The 21,789-nt window shown below is 68.6% G+C and carries 21 protein-coding genes; 6 read left to right on the top strand and 15 right to left on the bottom strand.

The features are described from left to right. Positions 1–18: 18 nt before the first annotated feature. The 10 genes from cutA to polA all read right to left on the bottom strand — a co-directional run bounded on the left by cutA (position 19) and on the right by polA (position 9,980). The gene (gene cutA, locus BM175_RS13615; protein ID WP_090963905.1) at positions 19–348 is read right to left on the bottom strand and encodes a divalent-cation tolerance protein CutA; all 330 of its coding nucleotides are present in this window, start codon (positions 346–348) and stop codon (positions 19–21) included. After that, a complete protein-coding gene (gene trpB, locus BM175_RS13620) occupies positions 345–1,568 on the bottom strand; it encodes a tryptophan synthase subunit beta (RefSeq protein ID WP_090963907.1) in 1,224 nt (407 codons plus the stop codon). The genes cutA and trpB overlap by 4 nt, the downstream gene beginning before the upstream one ends. Next, positions 1,565–2,254, bottom strand: coding sequence for a phosphoribosylanthranilate isomerase (locus BM175_RS13625; RefSeq protein WP_090963909.1), 690 nt, complete (start codon positions 2,252–2,254; stop codon positions 1,565–1,567). The genes trpB and BM175_RS13625 overlap by 4 nt, the downstream gene beginning before the upstream one ends. Positions 2,255–2,345: 91 nt before the next feature. Further along, positions 2,346–3,104 carry a M48 family metallopeptidase gene (locus BM175_RS13630; RefSeq protein WP_090963911.1) on the bottom strand — a complete coding sequence of 253 codons (759 nt, stop codon included), beginning with the start codon at positions 3,102–3,104 and terminating at the stop codon, positions 2,346–2,348. 124 nt (positions 3,105–3,228) lie between these two features. Further along, positions 3,229–3,660 (bottom strand): DUF2852 domain-containing protein, encoded by a 432-nt coding sequence (locus BM175_RS13635; protein WP_090963959.1) that lies wholly within the window; start codon positions 3,658–3,660, stop codon positions 3,229–3,231. Positions 3,661–3,761: 101 nt separating this feature from the next. Continuing rightward, on the bottom strand, positions 3,762–5,369 hold the full coding sequence (locus BM175_RS13640; protein WP_244545998.1) for a polyhydroxyalkanoate depolymerase: 1,608 nt from the start codon (positions 5,367–5,369) through the stop codon (positions 3,762–3,764). 114 nt (positions 5,370–5,483) lie between these two features. Beyond that, positions 5,484–6,053 (bottom strand): GNAT family N-acetyltransferase, encoded by a 570-nt coding sequence (locus BM175_RS13645; protein WP_090963913.1) that lies wholly within the window; start codon positions 6,051–6,053, stop codon positions 5,484–5,486. Next, positions 6,050–6,346, bottom strand: coding sequence for a DUF1330 domain-containing protein (locus BM175_RS13650; RefSeq protein WP_090963914.1), 297 nt, complete (start codon positions 6,344–6,346; stop codon positions 6,050–6,052). The genes BM175_RS13645 and BM175_RS13650 overlap by 4 nt, the downstream gene beginning before the upstream one ends. A gap of 14 nt (positions 6,347–6,360) precedes the next feature. Next, entirely contained in the window at positions 6,361–7,059 is a 699-nt protein-coding gene (gene pyrF, locus BM175_RS13655; RefSeq protein WP_090963961.1) for an orotidine-5'-phosphate decarboxylase, read from the bottom strand. An 11-nt stretch (positions 7,060–7,070) separates the two neighbouring features. Further along, entirely contained in the window at positions 7,071–9,980 is a 2,910-nt protein-coding gene (gene polA, locus BM175_RS13660; RefSeq protein ID WP_090963916.1) for a DNA polymerase I, read from the bottom strand. A gap of 506 nt (positions 9,981–10,486) precedes the next feature. On the opposite strand from polA, the gene BM175_RS13665 reads away from it, so the two are divergent. From BM175_RS13665 to BM175_RS13685, 5 genes are all read left to right on the top strand, one after another. Then, entirely contained in the window at positions 10,487–11,884 is a 1,398-nt protein-coding gene (locus BM175_RS13665; RefSeq protein WP_090963917.1) for a dipeptidase, read from the top strand. Positions 11,885–12,073: 189 nt separating this feature from the next. Next, entirely contained in the window at positions 12,074–12,520 is a 447-nt protein-coding gene (locus BM175_RS13670; protein WP_090963919.1) for a DUF2948 family protein, read from the top strand. Between the two features lie 46 nt (positions 12,521–12,566). Continuing rightward, positions 12,567–13,862, top strand: coding sequence for a histidinol dehydrogenase (gene hisD / locus BM175_RS13675; protein WP_090963921.1), 1,296 nt, complete (start codon positions 12,567–12,569; stop codon positions 13,860–13,862). Between the two features lie 9 nt (positions 13,863–13,871). Beyond that, positions 13,872–14,336 carry a UPF0262 family protein gene (locus BM175_RS13680; RefSeq protein ID WP_090963922.1) on the top strand — a complete coding sequence of 155 codons (465 nt, stop codon included), beginning with the start codon at positions 13,872–13,874 and terminating at the stop codon, positions 14,334–14,336. Positions 14,337–14,394: 58 nt separating this feature from the next. After that, the gene (locus tag BM175_RS13685; protein WP_342029259.1) at positions 14,395–14,835 is read left to right on the top strand and encodes an arsenate-mycothiol transferase ArsC; all 441 of its coding nucleotides are present in this window, start codon (positions 14,395–14,397) and stop codon (positions 14,833–14,835) included. Between the two features lie 18 nt (positions 14,836–14,853). Here BM175_RS13685 and BM175_RS13690 read toward each other — a convergent pair whose 3' ends face one another. Continuing rightward, the gene (locus BM175_RS13690) at positions 14,854–16,431 is read right to left on the bottom strand and encodes a DHA2 family efflux MFS transporter permease subunit (RefSeq protein WP_090963926.1); all 1,578 of its coding nucleotides are present in this window, start codon (positions 16,429–16,431) and stop codon (positions 14,854–14,856) included. Between the two features lie 54 nt (positions 16,432–16,485). After that, positions 16,486–17,700, bottom strand: coding sequence for an HlyD family secretion protein (locus BM175_RS13695; RefSeq protein WP_090963928.1), 1,215 nt, complete (start codon positions 17,698–17,700; stop codon positions 16,486–16,488). Between the two features lie 135 nt (positions 17,701–17,835). Between BM175_RS13695 and BM175_RS13700 the strand changes: the two genes are divergently transcribed. Then, a complete protein-coding gene (locus BM175_RS13700) occupies positions 17,836–18,507 on the top strand; it encodes a TetR/AcrR family transcriptional regulator (RefSeq protein WP_244546000.1) in 672 nt (223 codons plus the stop codon). A gap of 39 nt (positions 18,508–18,546) precedes the next feature. Here the strand turns inward: BM175_RS13700 and yihA are convergent, their stop codons facing one another. The 3 genes from yihA to yidC form a co-directional block, all read right to left on the bottom strand. Beyond that, complete coding sequence (gene yihA / locus BM175_RS13705; RefSeq protein WP_090963930.1) at positions 18,547–19,236, bottom strand: ribosome biogenesis GTP-binding protein YihA/YsxC; 690 nt, start codon at positions 19,234–19,236, stop codon at positions 18,547–18,549. Continuing rightward, positions 19,233–19,874, bottom strand: coding sequence for a CatB-related O-acetyltransferase (locus BM175_RS13710; RefSeq protein WP_090963932.1), 642 nt, complete (start codon positions 19,872–19,874; stop codon positions 19,233–19,235). The genes yihA and BM175_RS13710 overlap by 4 nt, the downstream gene beginning before the upstream one ends. A 105-nt stretch (positions 19,875–19,979) precedes the next feature. After that, positions 19,980–21,785 (bottom strand): membrane protein insertase YidC, encoded by a 1,806-nt coding sequence (gene yidC, locus BM175_RS13715; protein WP_090963934.1) that lies wholly within the window; start codon positions 21,783–21,785, stop codon positions 19,980–19,982. Positions 21,786–21,789: the final 4 nt, after the last annotated feature.

Here is a 21,789-nt window from a genome sequence, read left to right on the forward strand (position 1 = left end):
GTGTGCCCCGGCCGTTCGTCATGAAGATGCGATACAGGCGTCGGCGATCCATCTCAAGGTCGGCGCATCCGCCATCACGGCCTGTCCCGTGATCGCCGGCACCTCGTAGGGATGGAGCGCGCGGATCGCGCCGGCCACCGGCTCGAAGAGGTCGGCGCGCGTCTTCAGGACCAGCACGACCTCGCGCGCGCTCTCCAGCGCGCCGTTCCAGCGGTAGCGGCTCTCGACCGGCGCTGATAGCTGCGCGCAGGCAACGAGCTGCCGGCCGAGCAGGCTGTCGGCGATCTCGCGCGCCGTCGCCTCGTCGGGACAGGCGACGGTGACGTCGAGCGCGCCGGGATGCGTCACATCTCGAGGCCCATCCGGGCCGCGATCGTGTTGACGTCCTTGTCGCCGCGCCCCGACAGGCAGAGCACGATCGACTGTTCGCGGCCCATGGTCTTCGCGAGCTTCCCGACATGGGCGAGACCGTGGGCGGATTCGAGCGCCGGGATGATGCCCTCGAGACGCGTGCACAGGTGGAAGGCGTCGACCGCTTCCTCGTCGGTCACCGGCACGTAGGTGACGCGGCCGGTGTCGCGCAGCCAGGAATGCTCGGGGCCGACGCCGGGATAGTCGAGTCCGGCCGAGATCGAGTGGCCTTCCATGATCTGCCCGGCGGCATCCTGCAGGAGGTAGGTGCGGTTGCCGTGAAGGACGCCCGGCCGCCCGCCGCTCATCGAGGAGGCGTGGCCGTTCTCGATGTGGATGCCGTGGCCGCCGGCTTCCGCGCCGTAGATCGCGACGGACGGATCGTCGAGGAAGGCGCGGAACATGCCGATGGCATTGGAGCCGCCGCCGACGCAGGCGACCACCGCGTCGGGCAGCGCGCCGGTCTCGTCCAGCATCTGCTGGCGCGTCTCGTCGCCGATCACCTGCTGGAAGTCGCGCACCATGGCGGGATAGGGATGCGGGCCGGCGGCCGTGCCGATAAGGTAGTAGGTGTCGGCGACGTTGGTGACCCAGTCGCGCAGCGCCTCGTTCATCGCGTCCTTCAGCGTGCCGGCGCCCGCCGTCACCGCCCGCACCTCGGCGCCGAGCAGCTTCATGCGGAAGACGTTGGGCTTCTGACGCTCGACGTCGGTGGCGCCCATGAAGACGACGCAGGGCATGCCGAAGCGCGCGCAGACGGTGGCCGTCGCCACGCCGTGCTGGCCGGCACCCGTCTCGGCGATGATGCGCGTCTTGCCCATGCGGCGGGCGAGCAGGATCTGGCCGAGGCAGTTGTTGATCTTGTGCGAACCGGTGTGGTTCAGTTCCTCGCGCTTGAAGTAGACACGGGCGCCGCCGAAATGCTCGGTCAGCCGCTCGGCGAAATAGAGCGGGCTTGGGCGGCCGGTGTAGTGCGTCTGCAGGTCGCCGAGCTCGGCGCGGAAGGCCGGGTCGGTCTTGGCCGTGCGATAGGCCTCCTCGAGATCGAGAATGATCGGCATCAGCGTTTCCGCGACGAAACGGCCGCCGAACTGGCCGAACAGACCGTCCTCGTCGGGCCCCACGCGGAAGGAGTTCGGGGTCGGGATCTCGGTCATGCGAACCTGCGCTTTTCTTCGTGAAGGGGGAGCGGGCCGGCCTCGACGGCCGCTTCGAAGGCGTCGAACAGGCGGTGGATCAGGCCGTCGTCCTTGACGCCCGGCTCGCGCTCGACGCCCGACGAGACATCGAGCCCGCGCGGCGCGACGCGCCGCACGGCGGCCTCGATCGTATCCGGGTTGATGCCGCCCGACAGCGTGAAGTCGCGGCTCTCGAGGGCGTCGAGAAGGCCCCAGTCGAAGGACACGCCGTTGCCGCCGGGAATGTTCGAGGTCTTGGGCGCGCGCGCGTCGAGAAGGATACGGTCGGCGACAGGACGGAAGCGTTCGATCTCCTCGAGATCGGCCATTGAGGTCACGGGGATCGCCTTCATCACGGTGGCCCCGGTCAACGCCTGCACCGCGGCGACGCGCGCCGCCGTCTCGGACCCGTGCAGTTGGATCACGTCGGGGCGGACGCGGGTGGCGAGCCGCTTCAGGAACTCGTCGTCGGCATCGACGGTGACGACCGTCACCAGCGCCCGGCCGCCGACATGGGCGCGCAGGCGGATCATGTCCTCGATCGAGAGGTGGCGCGGGCTGCGTTCGAAATGGACGAAGCCCACCTCCGAACAGCCGCGCGCGAGCACCGTGTCGATATGGCCTTCGGTCTTGAGGCCGCAGATCTTGATATGCGGGCGGGTCACGCTGGCAGACGCTTTCGAATGCGGAAACGACGATTCAACAGGCACTTATCGCGCCGGAGACCCCACGGTGTAAAGCGCGGGGGCGTCCGGCTCAGGGTTCGAAGTCGAAGGCATGTAACTCCGCGCCCCGCTCCTTCAACCAGCGCCGCCCGGCCTCGGTTTCCGGGCAGAGGCTGCGGCACAGGGTCCAGAAGGCCGGCGCATGGTTCATCTCGCGAAAATGCGCCACTTCGTGGGCGGCGAGATAATCGAGGACCACCGGCGGCGCCATGACGATGCGCCACGAAAATGCGAGCCGGCGGTCGGCCGTGCACGAACCCCAGCGGCTGGTGGTGTCCTTCAGCGTCAGCGAGCGCGGCAGGAGACCGACCGTCGTGGCATGGCGATCGACCGCCGCCTGCAGGTCGCGCCGCGCCTCCCGCTTCAGGACGTCGCGCACACGGCGCGCGAGATGCGGCAGGTCGCCGCCAACGCGCAAGGTCGCCTCCCCGCCCGCCGTCTCGAAGCGCGCGGTGCGGCAGGCCGGATCGTGCAGGAGGCGGTGAGGGACGCCGCGCACGGGCAGGAGCATTCCCGGCGCGATGCGGACGCGGCCGGGCGCCACGGTCAGGCGCTCCTCGGCCCAGCCGCGGTGGCGGTCGAGAAAGGCGAGCACCGTCCGGACGGGGGTGCGGCGCGGCACGGTGAGGCGCAGCGCGCCGCCGCCGGGCGCCAGCCGCATGATGATGCGCCGCGCGGTCGGGTGCTCGCGGACCTCGAGGCGCACCGGCCGGTCGCCGAGAACCAGCGTCTCGGGAAGGGCGGGCCTCGGCCCGCGTCCCGTCAGCCGTTCCAGGAGTCCTCGTGTCATCGCCCGCCGCTTCGCATCGTCCCGAGCGGCTTCATACGCCGCACCCGGCGCGTCCGGCAACGCCCATGAAAAAGGCCGCCGGCACAATGCCGGCGGCCCGATCGATCGGAGAGTTTTCCGACGCTTAGCGGACGTCGACGAACTCGGCGTCCACCACGTCGCCCTTGCGCTTGCGCGAGGTCATGAAGCGGTCGAACTCCTCCTGGTCCTTGGCGCGGCGAAGCTCGCGCGCATAGGCCTCGAAGTCGGCGCTCATGCGGTGGAGCTTGGCGCGCTCCTCGTCGAGGCGCTTCAGCTCGGCCTCGCGCCAGTCGTCGAAGGCGACGTTGCCGGTGCGCTCGGCCGCAAACGGCATGCGCGCGCCCGAGCGGCGGAAGGTCGCGGCGACGCTGTCGGTCGCCCGGCCGACGTCGCGGCGGAAGACCTCGAGGCGGTCGCCCCAGAGAATGTAGGCGATCATGGCCAGGCCGAGCGGCCAGTACACGATGAAGCCCAGAACCATCAGCGCGATCGTAGCCGGCGTCCAGGCGGGACGGATCAAAGCTTGTGACGTCATGTCGGTGTCCATCAACCAGTGCCCATGGGAAGCGGGCGAGGATCCCGCTTCATGAGATGGTGACGGATTTCTTTCGCTTCAACGCAAGACGACGTGAGACGTCAGCGACCGTGCTTCTTGGCCTCGCGAATGGCGTCGAGCAGGATCGGCGCGCCCGACAGGTGGTCGCCTCCCCCGTCCGGCACCGGCGGCGCGGGCGGCTCGAAGCTGCCGTGCGTCTCGACCGCAGCGAAGGGCACATCGCCCGACACCGCGATCACCGACGGTACGTCATCCCCTGCCTGCGGCGCCTCGTCCGACGCGGAGCTATCCGGCGCGGAACCGTCGTGGGTCTCGGCCCCGCCGAACGGTACGTCGCCCGACACGGCGACGGCCGAGGCCACGGCATCCTCCGGCAGACTCGCCTCGTCGAGCGCGGCGGGCGGCTGGAGGCTCGCCTCGTCGGCGGCCTCCTCGGCGACCGGCGCCGTCGGCGCAGCGCGATGGCCGTGCGTCAGCGCGAAGTCGACGATGCGCGGCGCGATCTCGGCGCGGAAGCGCGAGCCGTTGAAGACGCCGTAATGGCCGACCTTCGGCTGGAGGTAGTGGACGCGCATGTCGTCGGGGATGTTGTGGCAGAGGTCGTGCGCGGCACGCGTCTGGCCGACGCCGGAAATGTCGTCGTTCTCGCCCTCGACGGTGAGGAGGGCCGTGCGCCGGATCTTGCCCATGTCCAGCCGCTTGCCGTGATGGGTGATCGTGCCGCGCGGCAGCGAGTGCTTGATGAAGACCTCTTCCACCGTCTGGAGGTAGAATTCGGCGGTGAGGTCCATCACCGCGTTGTATTCGTCGTAGAAGGTGCGGTGCTTCTCGGCGGAATCCCCGTCGTTCTTCACGAGGTGCCAGAAGAAGTCCTTGTGGGCGATGAGGTGCCGGTCGAGGTTCATCGACATGAAGCCGGTGAGCTGCAGGAAGCCGGGATAGACCTCGCGCATGAAGCCGGGTTGGGGAAACGGCACCTTCATGATGACGTTCTGGCGGAACCAGTCGATGCCCTTGTCCTTGGCGAGCTTGTTGACCGCCGTCGGGTTGACGCGCGTGTCGATCGGACCGCCCATCAGCGTCATCGTCGCGGGGTGGCAGGGATTCTCGTCCTCCTCCATCCGGGCGACGGCCATCATCACCGGCACCGCCGGCTGGCAGACGCCGATGACGTTCACGCCGGGGCCGAGGAAGCGCAGCATCTCGATGACGTAGTCGACATAGGTGTCGAGGTCGAAGCGGCCGGCCGACAGCGGCACGGTGCGCGCGTCCTGCCAGTCAGTGATGTAGATCTCGCCGTAGGGCAGGAGCGCCTCGACCGTGCCGCGAAGCAGCGTGGCGTAGTGGCCCGACATCGGGGCGACGATCAGGAAGCGCGGGTCGGGCTTGCGGCCTTCGGGCAGCGCCCGCTCGAAATGGAGAAGCGTGCCGAACGGCTTCTGCCAGACCGGCTTGTCGACGACCGGCACGCGCATGCCGTCGACGAACGTGTCGTGGAGGTCGAAGGACGGCTTGCCGTAGACGCGCGTGGTGCGCTCGAAGAGCTCGGCCATCGCGGCCACCGTGCGGCCCATCTCGGTATGCGAGATCGGGTTCAGCGGGTTCTGGTAGATCGCCTTCGTCGCGTCGGCCACCGCGCGGAAGGGGGCGAGGACCGCGTGGTTCCACTCGTAGAATTCGTACAACATGCACTCCCACGACGACGGAACGGAATGAGCCGAAACGGCCCGGTCTGTAGAACATGGCACCGAATTGGTGCCGTGCAAGTTAATTGCCCGACTAACGCCTTGAACGCACTGCCGTCACAGCCAACGGACCATGACGATCCGCGAGCCGTCCGGGGCTCCGGCCGGCCATTCCACATCGCGTCGCTGGCGCAGGGCTGGCGTGAGATCGGCCTCATCGACCGCGACGAAGCGCCTTTGCGCATAGAACGCTTCGCCGATCGGCAGGCCGCGGGCCGTGGAGAGACCCACCGCCCGGTGGAAGAACCATCCCGCCCGCTCCACCACGCTGGCCAGAAGCGCCGAGCCGAGGCCGCGACGGCCGTGGGCGGGATCGACGCCGAGGCCCGACAGCCAGTAGCAGCCGCTCGCGGCCGGGTCCTTTGTGAGGTCGGCAAGGTCCGCGGCGGCCGCAAAGCCCACCGCCTCGCCGCCCTTCGCCTCCGCAACGAAGACCTCGTGCGCAAGGAGGAACGGCACGAAGCGCTCGATCGGCGTGGGGCCGGTGTCCGGGATGTGTCCGGCCTCGATCAGGAGCCGGTCGGCCGCGGCGTCGATCGCGCGCAGCCGCTCGGCCTCGCCCGGCTCCATCATGCGGATGCGGTAGCCCTCGGGCGCCATGCCGCGGAACGCCTTGCGTCCGTTCAACTCGGCTCGTGGCCTTCGACGATCACGATGTCGGCCTCCGAGACCGCCTCGCGGATCGCCTTCGCCGCCTGGTATTCGGCCGAGTTGTAGCAGGCCATCGCGTCCTCCATCGAGGCGAACTCGATGACGACGTTGCGGGTCCGCGACGAGCCCTCCAGCGCCTGGAACGGGCCGCCGCGCACGAGGAAGCGTGCGCCGAAGCGCTGCATCGCCGGGGCCGCCGTCGTCACGTAGTCCGGGTAGCGCTCGGGGTCGTGGACGTCGACGCGGGCGATCCAGTAGGCCTTCGGCATGGGTGGTCTCCTGTTCAGGCGTCCTGCATTTCGGCGAGGATCGCGCGGGCGGCGGCGAGGCGGTCGGGGGCCGCGATGATGGGCCGCGCGACGACGAGATGGGTGGAGCCGTTGCGCAGGGCGTCGCCGGGCGTCACGACGCGCTTCTGGTCGCCGGCCTCGCTGCCGGCCGGCCGGATGCCGGGCGTCACCAGCGCCATGCCGGGCGCGAGAAGCGCGCCCACCAGCGCCGCTTCCTGCGCCGAAGCGACGATGCCGCCGATCCCGGCGTCCGCCGCCTGGCGAGCGCGCAGTTCGACGAGGTCCGACACCGAGCCGCCGTAGCCGGACTCTCGAAGATCCTCGTCGGACAGGGAGGTGAGGACCGTGACGCCGAGGACGCAGAGGTTGGTGCCGTCGGCCGCCTTAGCCGCCGCGCGCATCACCTGCGGATAGGCGTGGATCGTCGTCATCGCGGCCCCGAGCCCCGCGATGCTTTCGATGCCCTTTTCCACCGTGTTGGCGATATCGTGCAGCTTGAGGTCGAGGAAGACCTTCTTGCCCATGCGCGTGAGCTCGCCGACGAGCGGCAGACCGCCGGCAAAGCCGAGCTGGTAGCCGATCTTGTAGAAACCGACTTCGTCCCCGAGTTCCGTGACGATCGCCTCGGCCTCCTGCCGGGAGGACACGTCGAGGCCGACGATCAGCCGGTCGCGGGGGCTCAGCGCGTTCATGTCGCTCATCTCTAGTGTGCCTCGTCCCAGTTGCCGGCGGCCCGCGCGTCGACGACGAGCGGCACGACGAGTTCCACCACCGGGTCGGCCGCGCCTTCCATGACGCGCTTCACCACCGGGATCGTTGCCTCGATCTCCTCGTCCGGCACCTCGAACACGAGTTCGTCGTGCACCTGCAGCAGCATGCGGGCCGACAGGCGCTCGGCGCGCAGCGCGTCCTCCATGCGGATCATCGCGCGGCGGATGATGTCGGCGGCCGTGCCCTGTATCGGGGCGTTGATCGCGGCGCGCTCGACGGCCGCGCGCACCTGCGGGTTCGAGGAGCGGATGTCGGGATAGTGCGCGCGCCGGCCGAACAGAGTCTCGACATAGCCCGTCTCTTTCGCAAAGGATTTCGTGCGGTCCATGAAGTCGCGGATGCCGGGGAAGCGCTCGAAATAACGCTTGATGTAGCTCGCCGCCTCGCCTTGCGGGATCGCGAGCTGGGCGGCGAGGCCGAAGGCCGAGATGCCGTAGACGATGCCGAAGTTGATCGCCTTTGCGCGGCGGCGCACGTCCGCCGGCATGCCCTCGACGGGCACGCCGAACATTTCCGACGCCGTGGTCGCGTGAATGTCCTGGCCTGCCTGGAAGGCCTCGACGAGCTGCGGGATCTCGGCCATGTGCGCGAGGAGCCGCAGCTCGATCTGACTGTAGTCCGCCGACAGGAGCTTGTGGCCGCCCGCCGCGACGAAGGCCGTGCGGATCTCGCGGCCTTCCTGCGTGCGCACGGGAATGTTCTGGAGGTTGGGCTCCGACGAGGACAGGCGGCCGGTCGTGGTCGAAGCCAGCGAGTAGGACGTGTGGATGCGATCGGCTTCGTCCATGTAGACGGGGAGCGCGTCGGTATAGGTGCCCTTCAGCTTGGTGATCTGGCGCCAGTCGACGATGCGGCGCGGCAGGTCGTGGCCCTGGGCTGCGAGGTCCTCCAGGAGCTTGGCGTCGGTCGCCCACTGGCCGGTCTTGGTCTTCTTGCCGCCGGGCAGGCCGAGCTTGCCGAAGAGGATCTCGCCGAGCTGCTTGGGCGAGCCGATGTTGAACGGCTCGCCGGCGAGGATGTGGATGTCGGCCTCGAGGCCCGCCGCCTTCAGGGCGAACCGGCCGGACAGGCGCGACAGGATCTGCCGGTCGGCGCGGATGCCGCGCTCCTCCATGCGGGCGAGGACAGGCACGAGAGGCCGCTCCAGCCGCTCGTAGACCGAGATCATGCCCTCGGCGGCGAGCCGGGGCTTGAGCACCCGCCAGAGGCGCAGCGTCACGTCGGCGTCCTCGGCAGCATACTCCGTCACCTTGTCGATCGGGCAGGCGGCGATGGCCTTGGCCGCCTTGCCGGTGCCGACGAGCTCGCGGTAGCTGATCGGCTTGTGGCCGAGGAGGCGCTCGGACAATTCGTCCATGCCGTGCCCCTCGAGCGACGACGAGGCGTCGAGCACATAGGAGATCAGCATCGTGTCGTCGAAGGGCTGAAGCGCGATGCCGTGCCGGAGCATGACGAGATAATCGTACTTGACGTTCTGGCCGACCTTCAGGATCGCGGGGTCGGTCAGCACCGGCTTCAGGAGGTCGAGGACGCGGCCGAGCGGGATTTGCGCACCGACACCCTCCTTCGCCTCGTCGCCCGACAGGAGGTCGCCCGCCCCCTCGCCGACATGGGCGATCGGGACATAGGCGGCCTCTCCCGGCGAGACGGCGACGGACAGACCGACGAGATCGGCCTTCATCGCATCGAGCGAGGTCGTCTCGGTGTCGAAGGCGAGGATGCCGGTCTCGTAGGCGCGCGCGATCCAGCGCTCGAGCGTCGCCTCGTCGCGAATGGTCACGTAGGCCGAGCGGTCGACGGGCTGCGAGGCGGCTTGCGCCAGCCGCTCGGCGGCCAGCGCCTTCGGGCTCATGGCGAGCTGCGTGTCGCCGGCCGGCGCGGCGGGGTCGAGGTCGGGGCCGCGCGCGGGAGCCTTGGCGTCCACCTTGGCGGGCGCGACGTCGGCGGCGTCGGTGCCGAGCTTGGCGGCGACGCGACGCGTCAGCGTCGTGAACTCCATCGCCTTCAGGAAGGCGACGAGCTTCTCACCGTCGGGCTCGTGGATGAAGAGGTCGTCGAGCGGCACGTCGAGCGGCGTGTGCTGGTCGAGCGTGACGAGGCGCTTGGAAAGGCGCGCCTGGTCGACATTGGCGAGGATCGATTCGCGGCGCTTGGCTTGTTTGATCTCGTCCGCGCGCTCCAGCAGCGCTTCCAGCGTGCCGAAGGTTTCCAGCAGATCGGCCGCCGTCTTTGGACCGATGCCGGGAATGCCGGGCACGTTGTCGGAACTGTCGCCGACCAGCGCCTGGAGGTCGATCATCTTTTCCGGATAGACGCCGAACTTCTCGCGCACCTCCTCCGGGCCGAGGCGCTTGTCCTTCATCTGGTCGTAGAGGATGACGCCGGGCCCGACGAGCTGCATCAGATCCTTATCGGAGGACACGATCGTCACGTCCCCGCCCGCCTCGCGCGCCAGCCGCGCATAGGTCGCGATCAGGTCGTCGGCCTCGAAGCCCTCCTTCTCGATGCATGGCAGGTCGAAGGCGCGCACCGCCTCGCGGATCAGGCCGAACTGCGGGCGCAGGTCCTCCGGCGGCGCCGGCCGGTTGGCCTTGTAGCCGTCGTAGAGCGCGTTGCGGAAGGTCGTCGAGGAGTGGTCGAAGATGACGGCGAAATGCGTCGGCGCGACGCCGACCGAGGTGTCGCGCGACTCCTCAACCAGCTTCCACAGCATGTTGCAGAAGCCGGACACGGCGCCCACCGGCATCCCGTCGGACTTGCGCGTGAGCGGCGGCAGCGCGTGGTAGGCCCTGAAGATGTAGGCCGAACCGTCGACGAGGAAGAGATGATCGCCCTTTTGCATGGGATGGGTCGTATCGCGGGGGGCGCGTCCTGTCCATCGCAGGCACCGGGGCGAAGGCCATGCAACCCTTGCGTTTCATGGCATGCGCAGCGGTTTCAGATTACAAAGGTTTAATGCCTTCGATCACGCGTTCGTGATCGAATCCCATTGAACTTAAACCTGTCAAGGCGCATTTTCTGAGCAACGACGCACACGATGACGTCGTGCTTCGGTCTCAAGCTCGTCCCCCGCTTTGAGCCGAATGTCGGAGCGGATGATCCCATCCCCCCTCACGGGATCCCGCTCTATTGAGAAGGAGCCGTCGCGACAACCCCCCTCCAGTCCGCGACGGCTCTTTTCTCACCTCCCCCCTTTCCTCACCGCATCGATTTCGCCTCCGCTGTTGCGCAGCCGCGACAGGAACGGCCTGCGCCTCGCGCTTTGCGTCCGGCGCCGAGGCGCGCTATCGCAGGACCAGACCCGTCCGGGGCGTGAGCGCCCCGCGACGCCAGCGAAAGGGCGTTTCCATGGCCGACCTCGACAGCGTGCTCGCCTGTCTCGACCTCAATCTCGACCGCTCGGTGGAGCGCCTGCAGGATCTCCTGCGCATCCCCTCCATCTCGACCGACCCGGCCTATGCCGCGGACTGCCGCCGCGCCGCCGAGTGGCTGACGGGCGATCTCGAGGCGATCGGCTTTGCGGCGCGCGTCGCCGAGACGGCCGGCCATGCCATGGTCGTCGCCCACCGCAAGGGGCCCGAGGGCTCACCGCATGTCCTCTTCTACGGGCATTACGACGTCCAGCCGGTCGATCCGCTCAATCTCTGGGACGCCGATCCGTTCGACCCGAAGGTCGTGACGATGCCGGACGGCACGCGCCGCATTACCGGGCGCGGCTCCGCCGACGACAAGGGCCAGCTGATGACCTTCGTCGAGGCCTGCCGCGCCTTCATCGCCGAGACCGGCGGCCTGCCCTGCTCGGTCACGATCTTCCTCGAAGGCGAGGAGGAGTCCGGCTCGCCCTCGCTCCTGCCCTTCCTCGACGCCAACAAGGCCGAGCTCACCGCCGACGTCGCGCTGATCTGCGACACCAACATGTGGGACCGCGAGACGCCCGCGATCTCGACGGGACTTCGCGGCCTCGTCGGCGAGGAGATCACCATCCGCGCGGCGTCGATGGACCTCCATTCCGGCTATTTCGGCGGCGCGGCGGCCAACCCGATCCGCGTCCTCGCCAAGATCCTTGCCGACCTTCACGATGATGACGGCCGCGTCACCCTGCCCGGCTTCTACGACGGCGTGCCGGACCTGCCCGAGGACGTGCGCCGCGTCTGGAACGAACTACCCTTCTCGCAGGGCGAGTTCCTCGGCTCCGTCGGCCTGTCGGTTCCCGCCGGCGAAAAGGGCCGCTCGGTGCTGGAGCAGACGTGGTCGCGCCCGACCGCCGAGGTCAACGGCATCGAGGGCGGCTACACCGGCAAGGGCTTCAAGACGGTGATTGCGGCGGAGGCCCATGCCAAGGTCTCGTTCCGCCTCGTCTTCGACCAGGACCCGGCGAAGATCCGGGAGAGCTTCCGCGCCTTCGTCACTGAGCGCCTGCCGGCCGACTGCACGGTGGAGTTCCACGAGCACGGCGGCTCGCCGGCGATCCAGCTTCCCTTCGATTCGCCCGTCCTCACGACAGCCCGCGAAGCCCTGTCGGACGAGTGGCCGAAGCCGGCCGTGATGATCGGCATGGGCGGCTCCATTCCGGTCGTCGGCGAGTTCAAGCGGCGGCTCGGCATGCCCTCGCTCCTGATCGGCTTCGGTCTCGGCGACGACCGCATCCATTCGCCGAACGAGAAGTACGAGATGTCGTCCTTCGCCAAGGGCCAGCGCTCCTGGGCGCGCGTGCTGGCCGCGCTCGGCGAAAAGGGAACGGGCTGACACCCGCAGCTTTTGCGACCGGGCGCCCCTCACCGGCGCCCGGATGCCGCGTCCACGGGGCTCGGCGGCCCGACGGGCGTCGCGGAGGACCATCCGCCATGTCGGCTGCATCCGCGGATCCGACGCGGCACCTGTCCAAAGCCCATCACGGCCTCTAGATGCGCCGACATGGAAACTCGACCGGACGCCATGGACCAGCTTCGCCTCAACGCCCTCGACGCCGAGGATCTCGCGATCGTCTCGGCGCATGTCCAGGACGCGGTGCTGCGCGTCGGCGACTTGGCACTCGACGGGCGGGCGGGCCGCCTCCTCGTGCCGATGAACCGCTTCGCCTGGGAAGCCGCCCGCCCGCGCCGCTGGTTCGCCAAGCCCGAGCCCGGCGAGCGCCGGCGCAGCGTCCTGCGCTTCGACCGCGTCCTCTCCGCCAGCCGCACCGGCATCGACCTTGGCGCGCCCGAAGACGTCCTGTCGCTCCTCGCGCTGCGCTGGACGCCGGGCGACGATCCGTCCGGCGCGATCGAGCTTGTCTTTGCGGGCGAAGCCGCGATAAGGCTCCACGTCGAATGTATCGAGGTCCAGCTGGCCGATCTCGGCGCTGCCTGGAGCACCCCGTCGCGCCCGTTCCACCGGGTCTGACGCGGCGCCCGGCGCCCGGCCGTCCAGCCCGAGGGAGATCCGCGCCTTGCCCCAGAGGCTGAACGCCGCCGAACCGGACTTCGAAGCCCGGTTCCGCGACCTCCTCGCCGCCAAGCGCGAGGTCTCGGCCGACGTGGAAGCCACGGTGCGCGCCATCCTCGACGAAGTGCGCCGGGACGGCGACGCGGCGCTCATCGCCTTCACCGAACGGTTCGACCAGCTGCGGCTGACGCCGGAATCCTTACGCGTCGGCGAGGCGGAGATCGAGGCGGCCTTCCGCGCGACGCCGCGCGAGACGCTCGACGCCCTCACCCTCGCCCACCGCCGCATCACCAGCCATCACGAGCGGCAGCGGCCGAAGGACGACCGCTACGAGGACGAAATCGGCGCGGTGCTCGGCAGCCGCTGGACGGCGGTCGAATCGGTCGGCCTCTACGTGCCGGGCGGCGCGGCGAGCTACCCGTCCTCGGTCCTGATGAACGCGGTTCCCGCCAAGGTCGCGGGCGTCTCGCGCATCGCCATGGTGGTGCCGGCGATGCGCGGCGCGCTGAACCCGCTGGTGCTCGCCGCCGCACGGATCGCGGGCATCGACGAGATCTATCGCATCGGCGGCGCGCAGGCGGTGGCCGCGCTCGCCTACGGCACGGCGACGATCGCGCCGGTCGCCAAGATCGTCGGCCCCGGCAACGCCTATGTCGCGAGCGCCAAGCGGCAGGTCTTCGGGACGGTCGGCATCGACATGATCGCCGGGCCTTCCGAGGTGCTGGTGATCGCGGACGCCGACAACGATCCCGACTGGATCGCCGCCGACCTCCTCGCGCAGGCCGAGCACGACCGCTCCGCGCAGTCGATCCTCCTCACCGATTCCGCCGCCTTCGCGAGCGCGGTCGAGGCGGCGGTCGAGCGTCAGCTTCAGCGTCTGTCGCGGGCCGAGACGGCGCGCGCGAGCTGGGACGAGTTCGGCGCGACGGTCGTCGTCTCCGATCTTCTGGCGGAGGCGCCGCCGCTTGCCGACCGGATCGCGGCCGAACATCTGGAGATCGCGACCGCCGACCCGGACGCGATGTTCGCCCGCATCCGCAATGCGGGCGCCGTGTTCCTCGGGCGGCATACGCCGGAGGTGATCGGCGACTATGTCGGCGGCTCCAATCATGTCCTGCCGACGGCGCGCTCGGCGCGCTTCTCGTCGGGCCTTTCGGTGCTCGACTTCGTCAAGCGCACCTCGATCCTGCAGCTGTCGGCCGAGGCGCTCCGCGCGCTGGGGCCCGCCGCGATCGAGATCGCGCGCGTCGAGGGTCTCGATGCGCATGCCCGCTCCGTCGCCGTGCGGCTCAACCTCTAGGGGACCGGGATGGCGGGCAAGCTGATCTCGGTGGATCTCGACGAAACGGTGGGGCGCGCCTCCGCCGACATCGAGCACGAGCGGGCCGTGGCGATCTTCGATCTGATCGAGGAAAACCTCTTCGAGCCCGAAGGCGTCTCCGGCGAGCGCTTCCGGTTGAAGCTGGCGCTGGCCGACCGCCGCCTCGTCTTCGACATCGCCGACGAGGCGGGCACCCCGCTCACCGCGCACCACCTGTCGCTGACCCCCTTCAAGCGGGTGATCCGCGACTACTTCCTGATCTGCGACAGTTACTACGAGGCGATCCGCTCCTCGACGCCCTCGCAGATCGAGGCCATCGACATGGGCCGGCGCGGCATCCACAATGACGGCTCGGACCTCCTGCGCGAGCGCTTGGCCGGCAAGATCACGCTCGACAAGGATACGGCGCGGCGCCTGTTCACGCTGATCTGCGTCCTGCATCGGCGCAACTGAGACGAGGGGCTGTGATGGATCACCCGCAGAACAGCCGATCGACACACAGGGGCTGCCCTTGAGCGAGACCGGCGGCAGCGCGAAGCGTCCGGGCTCGATCCTGTTCGTCTGCGGGATGAACGCGATCCGCTCGCCGATGGCCGAAGCCGTAGCGCGGTCCGTGCTGCCCGGGACCTACGTCGCCTCGGCGGGCGTCAAGGACGGCGAGCGCGACCCGTTCGTCGATGTGATCCTCGCCGAGGAGGGTCTTAGCCTCGGCGACCGCAAGCCGCAGAAATACGAGGACCTTGCCGACGGGTTCTTCGACCTCATCGTCACCCTGTCGCCCGAAGCTCACCATGCCGCGATGAGCGCGACGGAGGCGGACGCGACCGCTGTGGAGTTCTGGCCGATGCCCGACCCCTCGGCCGTGACCGGCAGCCGCGGCCAGATCCTCGACGCCTACCGCGACCTCTTTCGCCGCATCAAGGCGCGGCTCGACGAGTTCAGCCGGCGCTGAACCGCGGGTCGCACGCCATTAGTGGGCGTCGACCTTCACACCCGTCTTCGGCTTCTGGACGAAGACGCAGAGCGCGCAGAGCGCGACGAACAGCCCTGTCAGGAACAGGAACACGTCGGAGAACGCCATCACCGACGCCTCGCGCTTCACCAGCTGAACCATCTGGCCGATCGCCGCCTGATTGCCGTCGATGCCCGCCGCCGACAGGTTGGCGGCGATCTCGGCCATCCGGTCCTCGGCCACCTGGCTGCCCCAGCGCACCCGCTCGGCAAGGCGGTCGTAGTGCAGCGCCGTGCGGTCGTTGATCATCGTGTTGATGAGCGCGAGGCCGACGGCACCGCCGAGGTTCCGCGTCAAGTTGTAGAGGCCCGAAGCGCCCTTGATGACCTGCGGTGCCAAGGTGCCGAGCGCGATGTTGTTGATCGGCACCATCGCCATCATCAACCCGAAGCCGCGCAGGATCTGCGGGATCAGGAGTTCGTAGAAGTCCCAGTCGTGGGTGATGCCTGTCATCAGCCAGGTTCCGAGGCCGAAGGACACGAAGCCGATCGCCATCATCACGCGCGGATCGAGCCGGGTGGACAGCTTGCCCGAGATCGGCGCGGTGAAGAACATCGCCATGCCCGAGACGAACATCGTCTCGCCGATCATCAGCGAATCGTAGCCGCGGATGCGACCGAGATAGACCGGATAGAGATAGGTCAGGCCGTAGAGGCCGACGCCCATGATGAAGGAGAACAAGGAGCCGAAGGCGAAGTTGCGGTTCTTGAACGCCGTGAGATCGACGATCGGCTCCTTCGCCGTGAAGGCCCGCCAGAAGAACACGAGCGCGCCGACGACCAGCACCACGGTCATGACGACGATCACCTCGTCCTCGAACCAGTCGTCGAGCGGGCCCTCCTCCAGGACGTATTCGAGGGCGCCGAGGAAGGCGGCCATGCCGAACAGGCCGTACCAGTCGAAGCGCGAGAAGAGCGACAGGTCCGGCTTGTCGAAATCGACGAGGTTCCAGACCGCGAGCGTGACGACGATGCCGAAGGGTACGTTGACGAGGAAGAGCCAGTGCCAGCTCATCGCGTGGCTGAGATAGCCGCCGACCGTCGGGCCGATGGTCGGCGCGAGCGTCGCCACGAGGCCGATCATCGGCGAGACCACGGCGCGCTTCGAGGGCGGGAAGATCGTGAAGGCGGCGGCGAAGACGCTCGGGATCATGGCGCCGCCGATGAAGCCCTGCAGCGCCCGGTAGAGAATCATCTGGTCGATGTTGGACGCCGTCGCGCAGAGCGCCGAGGCGGCCGTGAAGCCGGCGGCCGCGAGCGTGAAGAGGATGCGCGTCGACAGCATCCGGGCCAGGAACCCGGACAGGGGGATCATGATGACTTCGGCGATCAGGTAGGCGGTCTGGACCCAGGCCACCTCGTCGGACGAGGCGGACAGACCGGCCTGGATCTCGGCGAGCGAGGCCGAGACGATCTGGATGTCGAGGATCGACATGAACATGCCGAAGACCATGGCCATGAAGGCCAGGACGCGGCGCATGGGGACATGATCCGCATCGGCCCGAACGACGGGCGTATCGGCGGTGATCGACGACATGGGAGCCTGCCTTGCCGGTCCCCGTTGCGGGACCGGCCGTGACGAAGGGTGGGGTTAGTTGGCCTCGGCCAGCGCGTGCGAGCCGGCCGGCGCCGTGCGGGTATCGACCGAGGCCGTCACCGAGAGGCCCGGGCGAAGGTTGCCCTTGGCAGCCTCGGCCGGATCGACGGCGACACGCACGGGCACGCGCTGCACGATCTTGGTGAAGTTGCCGGTCGCGTTGTCAGCGGGCAGAAGCGAGAAAACCGAGCCCGAGGCCGGAGCGAGCGAGACCACGGTTCCCTTCACCTCGACCCCCGGCAGGGCATCGACCTCGATGCGCACGGTCTCGCCGACCTGGATCTCGTGGAGCTGCGTTTCCTTGAAGTTCGCGTCCACATAGATCTTGTCGAGCGGCACCACCGAGGCGAGCCGGCGGCTCGGCGACACGAGATCGCCCTCCTGCACCGACAGGTTGCCGATCACCCCGTCATAGGGCGCGCGCAGCGTCGTGAAGCTGAGGTCGCGGGCTGCCTGATCGCGCGCGACCTCAAGGCCCTCGAGCGTCGTGTTGCCTTGGTTGATCTGGGCATCCAGGACGCCGACATTGGCCTTGGCCGACGTCACCGCCGCCTTGGCACCGAGGAGCTTGGCATCGGCCTCGGCCTTGGCGGAGCGGGCCTGATCGAGCGGCGCCTGCGCGCCCGCGCCAGAACGGGCCAGCTGCTCGGCGCGCTGGAGGTTCAGGGCAGCCTGGCCGACCGTGGCGTCCGCCACCGTGACGTTGGCCTCGGCCTCGCCGACCTGACCGAGCGCGGCCTCGCGCTGGGCCTCGATCGAGCCGATCGCCGCCTTCTGCGACGAGATCTTCGCTTCGGCGGAGCGCAGGGCGAGCTCGTAATCGCCCGGATCGATCTCGATGATCGGATCGCCCGCCTTGACCGGCTGGTTCTCGACCACTGGCACGGAGCGGACATAGCCCGTCACCTTCGGTGTCATCACCGCCATGTCGGCGCCGACATAGGCGTCGTCGGTCGAGACGAGGAAGCGCCCGTCCACCCACCACTGGTGGCCGTACCAGCCACCGCCACCAAGCGCCGCCACGATGACGAGCAGCAGGAGCAGCCTCTTGCCGATCCCGCCCTTCTTCGTCGGCGTGGCGTCGGCGGGCTTGGCCGCCGGCGGCGCGGTCTCGCCCGTCTTTCGACCGACGACCTCAAGCTTCGGCGCGTCGGACACACGCTCGGCCTCGAGCGAAGAATTTGACTTTTGAGACGCGGACTTCGACATAGTGGCAGAACCCAAATCGAACCGAACCGTTCGGTTCGACGTTGACATAGACGTGATGACCGGGCAGGGCAAGTGTGATCCTCCGCCGACGCCCGAATTATTTCGGCATCCTTATCGAAAAGTGCTCTCGAAACCGTGACCGCAATCCTCGATCTCGTACAAACCCCGTCGGCTTCCAGCGATCGTCGTGCCGCAGCCGGCGAGGACCCGACCAAGCGGCGACAGATCCTCGAGGGCGCGCGCCGGGCGTTCGTGGGCCTCGGCTTCGACGCAGCCTCGATGAACGACGTGGTGCGCGAGGCCGGCGTCTCGAAATCGACGCTCTACGTCTACTTCCGGTCGAAGGAAGAGCTGTTCCGCGCGCTGATCGAGTGCGAACGGGAAGCCTATCTTGCCGAAGTGGAGGCGCTTCTCACCGATCCCGGCGACCCCGCCGAAACGCTCCTGCGCTACGGGCAACGCCTTGCGAGGCTCGTGATGTCGCCCGAGGCGATGCATGCCAAGCGCACGGTGATCGCGGTCGCCGCCCGCATGCCCGAGGTCGGGCGCGAGTTCTACCGGCACGGGCCGCAGCGGGGCCTCGCCCTTCTCTCGGCCTATCTGGAAAAGGCCTGCGCGGCCGGCACGCTGGAGATCCCCGACGTGGCTCTGGCGGCCGCCCAATTCGTAGAGCTCGCCACCGCCGGCATCCTGCGCCGGCGCTTCTTCGACGACGAGGCGCCCGCGATCTCGGAGGACGAGATGGCGCGCGTCGTCGCCTCGGCGGTCCGCCTGTTCATGGCAGGTTACGGGCCCCGGCGCACCTGAGGCGCGAGGGCGCGCTCGACACCTGCCGGTTCGGGCGTCTCAGCCGCGCCCGTCCGCGAAGAAGGCGATCGCAGCCTGGACATCCTCGATCCCGAAGCCCTTCTCCGACGACGTCGCGATGATCTCCGGGAAGGCCGCCGGCCGCTTGCGGATCGCCTCGCGGGTCGCCGCCTCGAGCTTGGGCAGCGCGAGGGCCGAGATCTTGTCAGCCTTGGTCAGCACGATCTGGTAGGACACGGCCGCCTTGTCGAGCAGCGTCATCACGTCGGCGTCGTTCTTTTTGATGCCGTGGCGGGCATCGATCAGCACGAAGACGCGCTTCAGCGTCGCGCGGCCGCGCAGGTAGTCGAAGACGAGCTTCGTCCACGCATCGACCTGCTCCTTGGGCGCCTGCGCGTAGCCGTAACCCGGCATGTCGACGAGGGCGATCGGCGGCAGGTCGCCGGCCTCGCCGGAATAGCCGTCGGGCACGAAGTAGTTGAGCTCCTGCGTGCGCCCCGGCGTGTTGGAGGTGCGCGCGAGCCCCTTCTGGCCGACGATGCCGTTGATCAGCGACGACTTCCCGACGTTGGAGCGGCCGGCGAAGGCCACCTCGGGCGGGCCTTCCGGCGGCAGGAACTTCATCGACGGCACGCCGCGGATGAAGACCCAGGGGCGCGCGAAGAACAGGCGGCGCTCCTCGCCCCCGTCGTCGCCGGCGGTCGTCCAGTTGTCCTGCGTCTCGCTCATGCCGCCTTCTCCAGCGCGTCGATGTCTGCGCCGCGGATGGCGGCAAGGTTTCGGCCGATCCGGTCGATCGGCCAGTCCCACCAGCGAAGCGCCAGGAGGCGTTCGACGATCGCCGGCTCGAACCGCCGGCGCCGCTCGGCGGCCGGGTTGCCCGCGACGATCGCATAGGGCGCGACGTCCCGCGACACGACGCTCGACGCCGCGATGATCGCGCCGTCGCCGATCGTCACGCCCGGCAGGATCAGGGCGTCGGCGCCGATCCACACGTCGTTGCCGACCGTGGTGTCGCCCTTGTTGCCGGCAGCGATGGTCGCGAAGTCGAACCCGTCCTCCCAGCCACCGCCGAAGATGTTGAAGGGGAAGGTCGAGAAGCCCGTCATCGCGTGGTTCGCCCCGTTCATCACGAAGCGCGCTCCGGTGGCGATGGCGCAGAAGCGGCCGATCACCAGCCTGTCGCCGAGGAATTCGTAGTGGTGGAGGATGTTGCGCGTGTCGAAGAGCAACGCCGCGTCCGGATCGTCGTAGTAGGTGTACTCGCCGATCTCGACATTGGGCGCGGTGACGACGTTGCGCAGGAACACGATGCGCTGGTGCGCGGGCACAGGGTGCACCGCACGTGGGTCGGGACCAAGGGACATGACCGCTTCTTACGGCCTTGCCGCCGACGCGTCCACCGGCGGCGCGAAAGCGAAGCGGGCGGAGCCTCAATGGCCCCGCCCGCCAATCTCAGTGCGCTGTTCCGGTCAGCTCGTCTTCTTGCGCCGGAACGTGTCGCGCAGGTTGTCCCAAAGCTCGATCTTGGCGCCGTGCCGCTTCATGATCACGGACTGCTGCATGATCGAGAGCGTGTTGTTCACCGTCCAGTAGATCACGAGGCCGGCCGGGAACGAGGCCATCATGAAGGTGAAGATGATCGGCATCCAGGTGAAGATCATCTGCTGCGCCGGGTCCGGCGGCGTCGGGTTCAGCTTCATCTGGATGAACATCGTGATGCCCATCAGGATCGGCCAGATCCCCACCATCAGGAGGTGCGGCAGGGTGATCGGGATCAGCCCGAACAGGTTGAACACGCTCGTCGGATCGGGCGCCGCCAGATCCTGGATCCAGCCGAAGAAGGGCGCGTGCCGCATCTCGATGGTGACGTAGAGCACCTTGTAGAGCGCGAAGAACACGGGGATCTGGACCAGCACAGGCCAGCAGCCCGCCGCCGGGTTGATCTTCTCCTCCTTGTAGATCCGCATCATCTCCTGCTGCTGCTTCACCCGGTCGTCGGCGAATTTCTCGCGGAGCTCCGTGATCTTCGGCTGCACGGCCTTCATGCGCGCCATCGAGCGGTAGGACTTTGAGGCGAGCGGGAAGAACAGGATCTTGAGCGACACGGTGACCAGGATGATCGCGATGCCGAAATTGCCCGTGAAGCGGTAGAGCCAGTCGATGTAGTGGAACATCGGCTCGGTGATGAAATAGAACCAGCCCCAGTCGATCAGCTGCCCGAAATGGGCGATGCCGAGATTCTCCTCGTAGCCGTTGATCGTGTCGACGACCTTGGCGCCGGCGAAGGCGCGCGTCGTGGTGTCGAGCGTCGAGCCCGGCTGGATCGTGATCGGGTCGGCAAGATAGTCCGACTGGTAGAAGGCGCGCCCGTCCGCCGAATAGCGGAAGTTCGGCTGGAACGTGCCGATGCCGGCGGCGGGCACGAGCGCCGTCGCCCAGTACTTGTCGGTGATGCCGATCCAGCCGACCGGGGTCTTGGCCGGCGAGACGCGGCCGTCCTCCTCGATGTTCTTGTAGGTGACCTCCTGGAGGCCGTCCTCGCCGAGATGGCCGATGAGGCCTTCGAAGATCACGAAGGCGGCGGCATGCTCGGGCTTGGAGAAGCGCACCGAACGCCCGTAGGGCGAGAGGGTCACCGCGGCGGCGCCGTCGTTGCGCACGCTGTCCTCGACCGTGAACATCGACTGCGCGTCGACCGAGATGCGGCGCGTGAAGGTCACGCCAGCCTCGTTGGACGCCGTCAGCGTGACGGGCGTCTGCGGCGTCAGGGTCTGGCTACCCTCGGCTTGCCACAGCGTGCCGGGACCCGGCAGCGCGCCGGCGCCCTGCCCGGAGTAGCCGAACTCCATGAAATAGGCGTTGGAGCCGATCGTCTCGGGCGACAGGAGCACGATCGTCGGCGAACTGTCGTCGACCGTCTCGTGGTAGTTCTTGAGGCGGAGGTCGTCGAGCCGCGCGCCCTGGAGATTGATCGAGCCCGACAGCGATGGCGTGTCGATGGCGATGCGCGGGGAGGCGGCGAGCGCGGCCTCTCGGGTCTGGCCGTCCACGGCCGGCGTCTGCGTCGTCGGCACGACGCTCTCGCGCCCGGCGGGCGACACCGCCCCTTCCTGGGGCGTGCCTGCGGGCGTGGTCGGCGTCTGGAGGGTCGCCTGGGCGCTTTGCGTTGCGAGCCGCTCGGCTTCCATGCGCGGGTTGATGACGAGGAACTGCCACCCGACCAGAACGGCGATCGACAACGCCATGGCGATCAGGAAATTGCGGCTGTTTTCCATGGAA

Source organism: Aureimonas phyllosphaerae (assembly GCF_900113065.1).
GTDB classification, from domain to species: domain Bacteria; phylum Pseudomonadota; class Alphaproteobacteria; order Rhizobiales; family Rhizobiaceae; genus Aureimonas; species Aureimonas phyllosphaerae.

Excerpts from the sequence above, each read along its gene's own strand:
- trpB (WP_090963907.1), bottom strand. The coding sequence starts at position 1,568 with ATGACCGAGATCCCGACCCCGAACTCCTTCCGCGTGGGGCCCGACGAG.
- BM175_RS13630 (WP_090963911.1), bottom strand. The coding sequence starts at position 3,104 with ATGACACGAGGACTCCTGGAACGGCTGACGGGACGCGGGCCGAGGCCC.
- BM175_RS13635 (WP_090963959.1), bottom strand. The coding sequence starts at position 3,660 with ATGACGTCACAAGCTTTGATCCGTCCCGCCTGGACGCCGGCTACGATC.
- BM175_RS13640 (WP_244545998.1), bottom strand. The coding sequence starts at position 5,369 with ATGTTGTACGAATTCTACGAGTGGAACCACGCGGTCCTCGCCCCCTTC.
- BM175_RS13650 (WP_090963914.1), bottom strand. The coding sequence starts at position 6,346 with ATGCCGAAGGCCTACTGGATCGCCCGCGTCGACGTCCACGACCCCGAG.
- pyrF (WP_090963961.1), bottom strand. The coding sequence starts at position 7,059 with ATGAACGCGCTGAGCCCCCGCGACCGGCTGATCGTCGGCCTCGACGTG.
- polA (WP_090963916.1), bottom strand. The coding sequence starts at position 9,980 with ATGCAAAAGGGCGATCATCTCTTCCTCGTCGACGGTTCGGCCTACATC.
- BM175_RS13665 (WP_090963917.1), top strand. The coding sequence starts at position 10,487 with ATGGCCGACCTCGACAGCGTGCTCGCCTGTCTCGACCTCAATCTCGAC.
- BM175_RS13670 (WP_090963919.1), top strand. The coding sequence starts at position 12,074 with ATGGACCAGCTTCGCCTCAACGCCCTCGACGCCGAGGATCTCGCGATC.
- BM175_RS13680 (WP_090963922.1), top strand. The coding sequence starts at position 13,872 with ATGGCGGGCAAGCTGATCTCGGTGGATCTCGACGAAACGGTGGGGCGC.
- BM175_RS13690 (WP_090963926.1), bottom strand. The coding sequence starts at position 16,431 with ATGTCGTCGATCACCGCCGATACGCCCGTCGTTCGGGCCGATGCGGAT.
- BM175_RS13695 (WP_090963928.1), bottom strand. The coding sequence starts at position 17,700 with ATGTCGAAGTCCGCGTCTCAAAAGTCAAATTCTTCGCTCGAGGCCGAG.
- yihA (WP_090963930.1), bottom strand. The coding sequence starts at position 19,236 with ATGAGCGAGACGCAGGACAACTGGACGACCGCCGGCGACGACGGGGGC.
- BM175_RS13710 (WP_090963932.1), bottom strand. The coding sequence starts at position 19,874 with ATGTCCCTTGGTCCCGACCCACGTGCGGTGCACCCTGTGCCCGCGCAC.
- yidC (WP_090963934.1), bottom strand. The coding sequence starts at position 21,785 with ATGGAAAACAGCCGCAATTTCCTGATCGCCATGGCGTTGTCGATCGCC.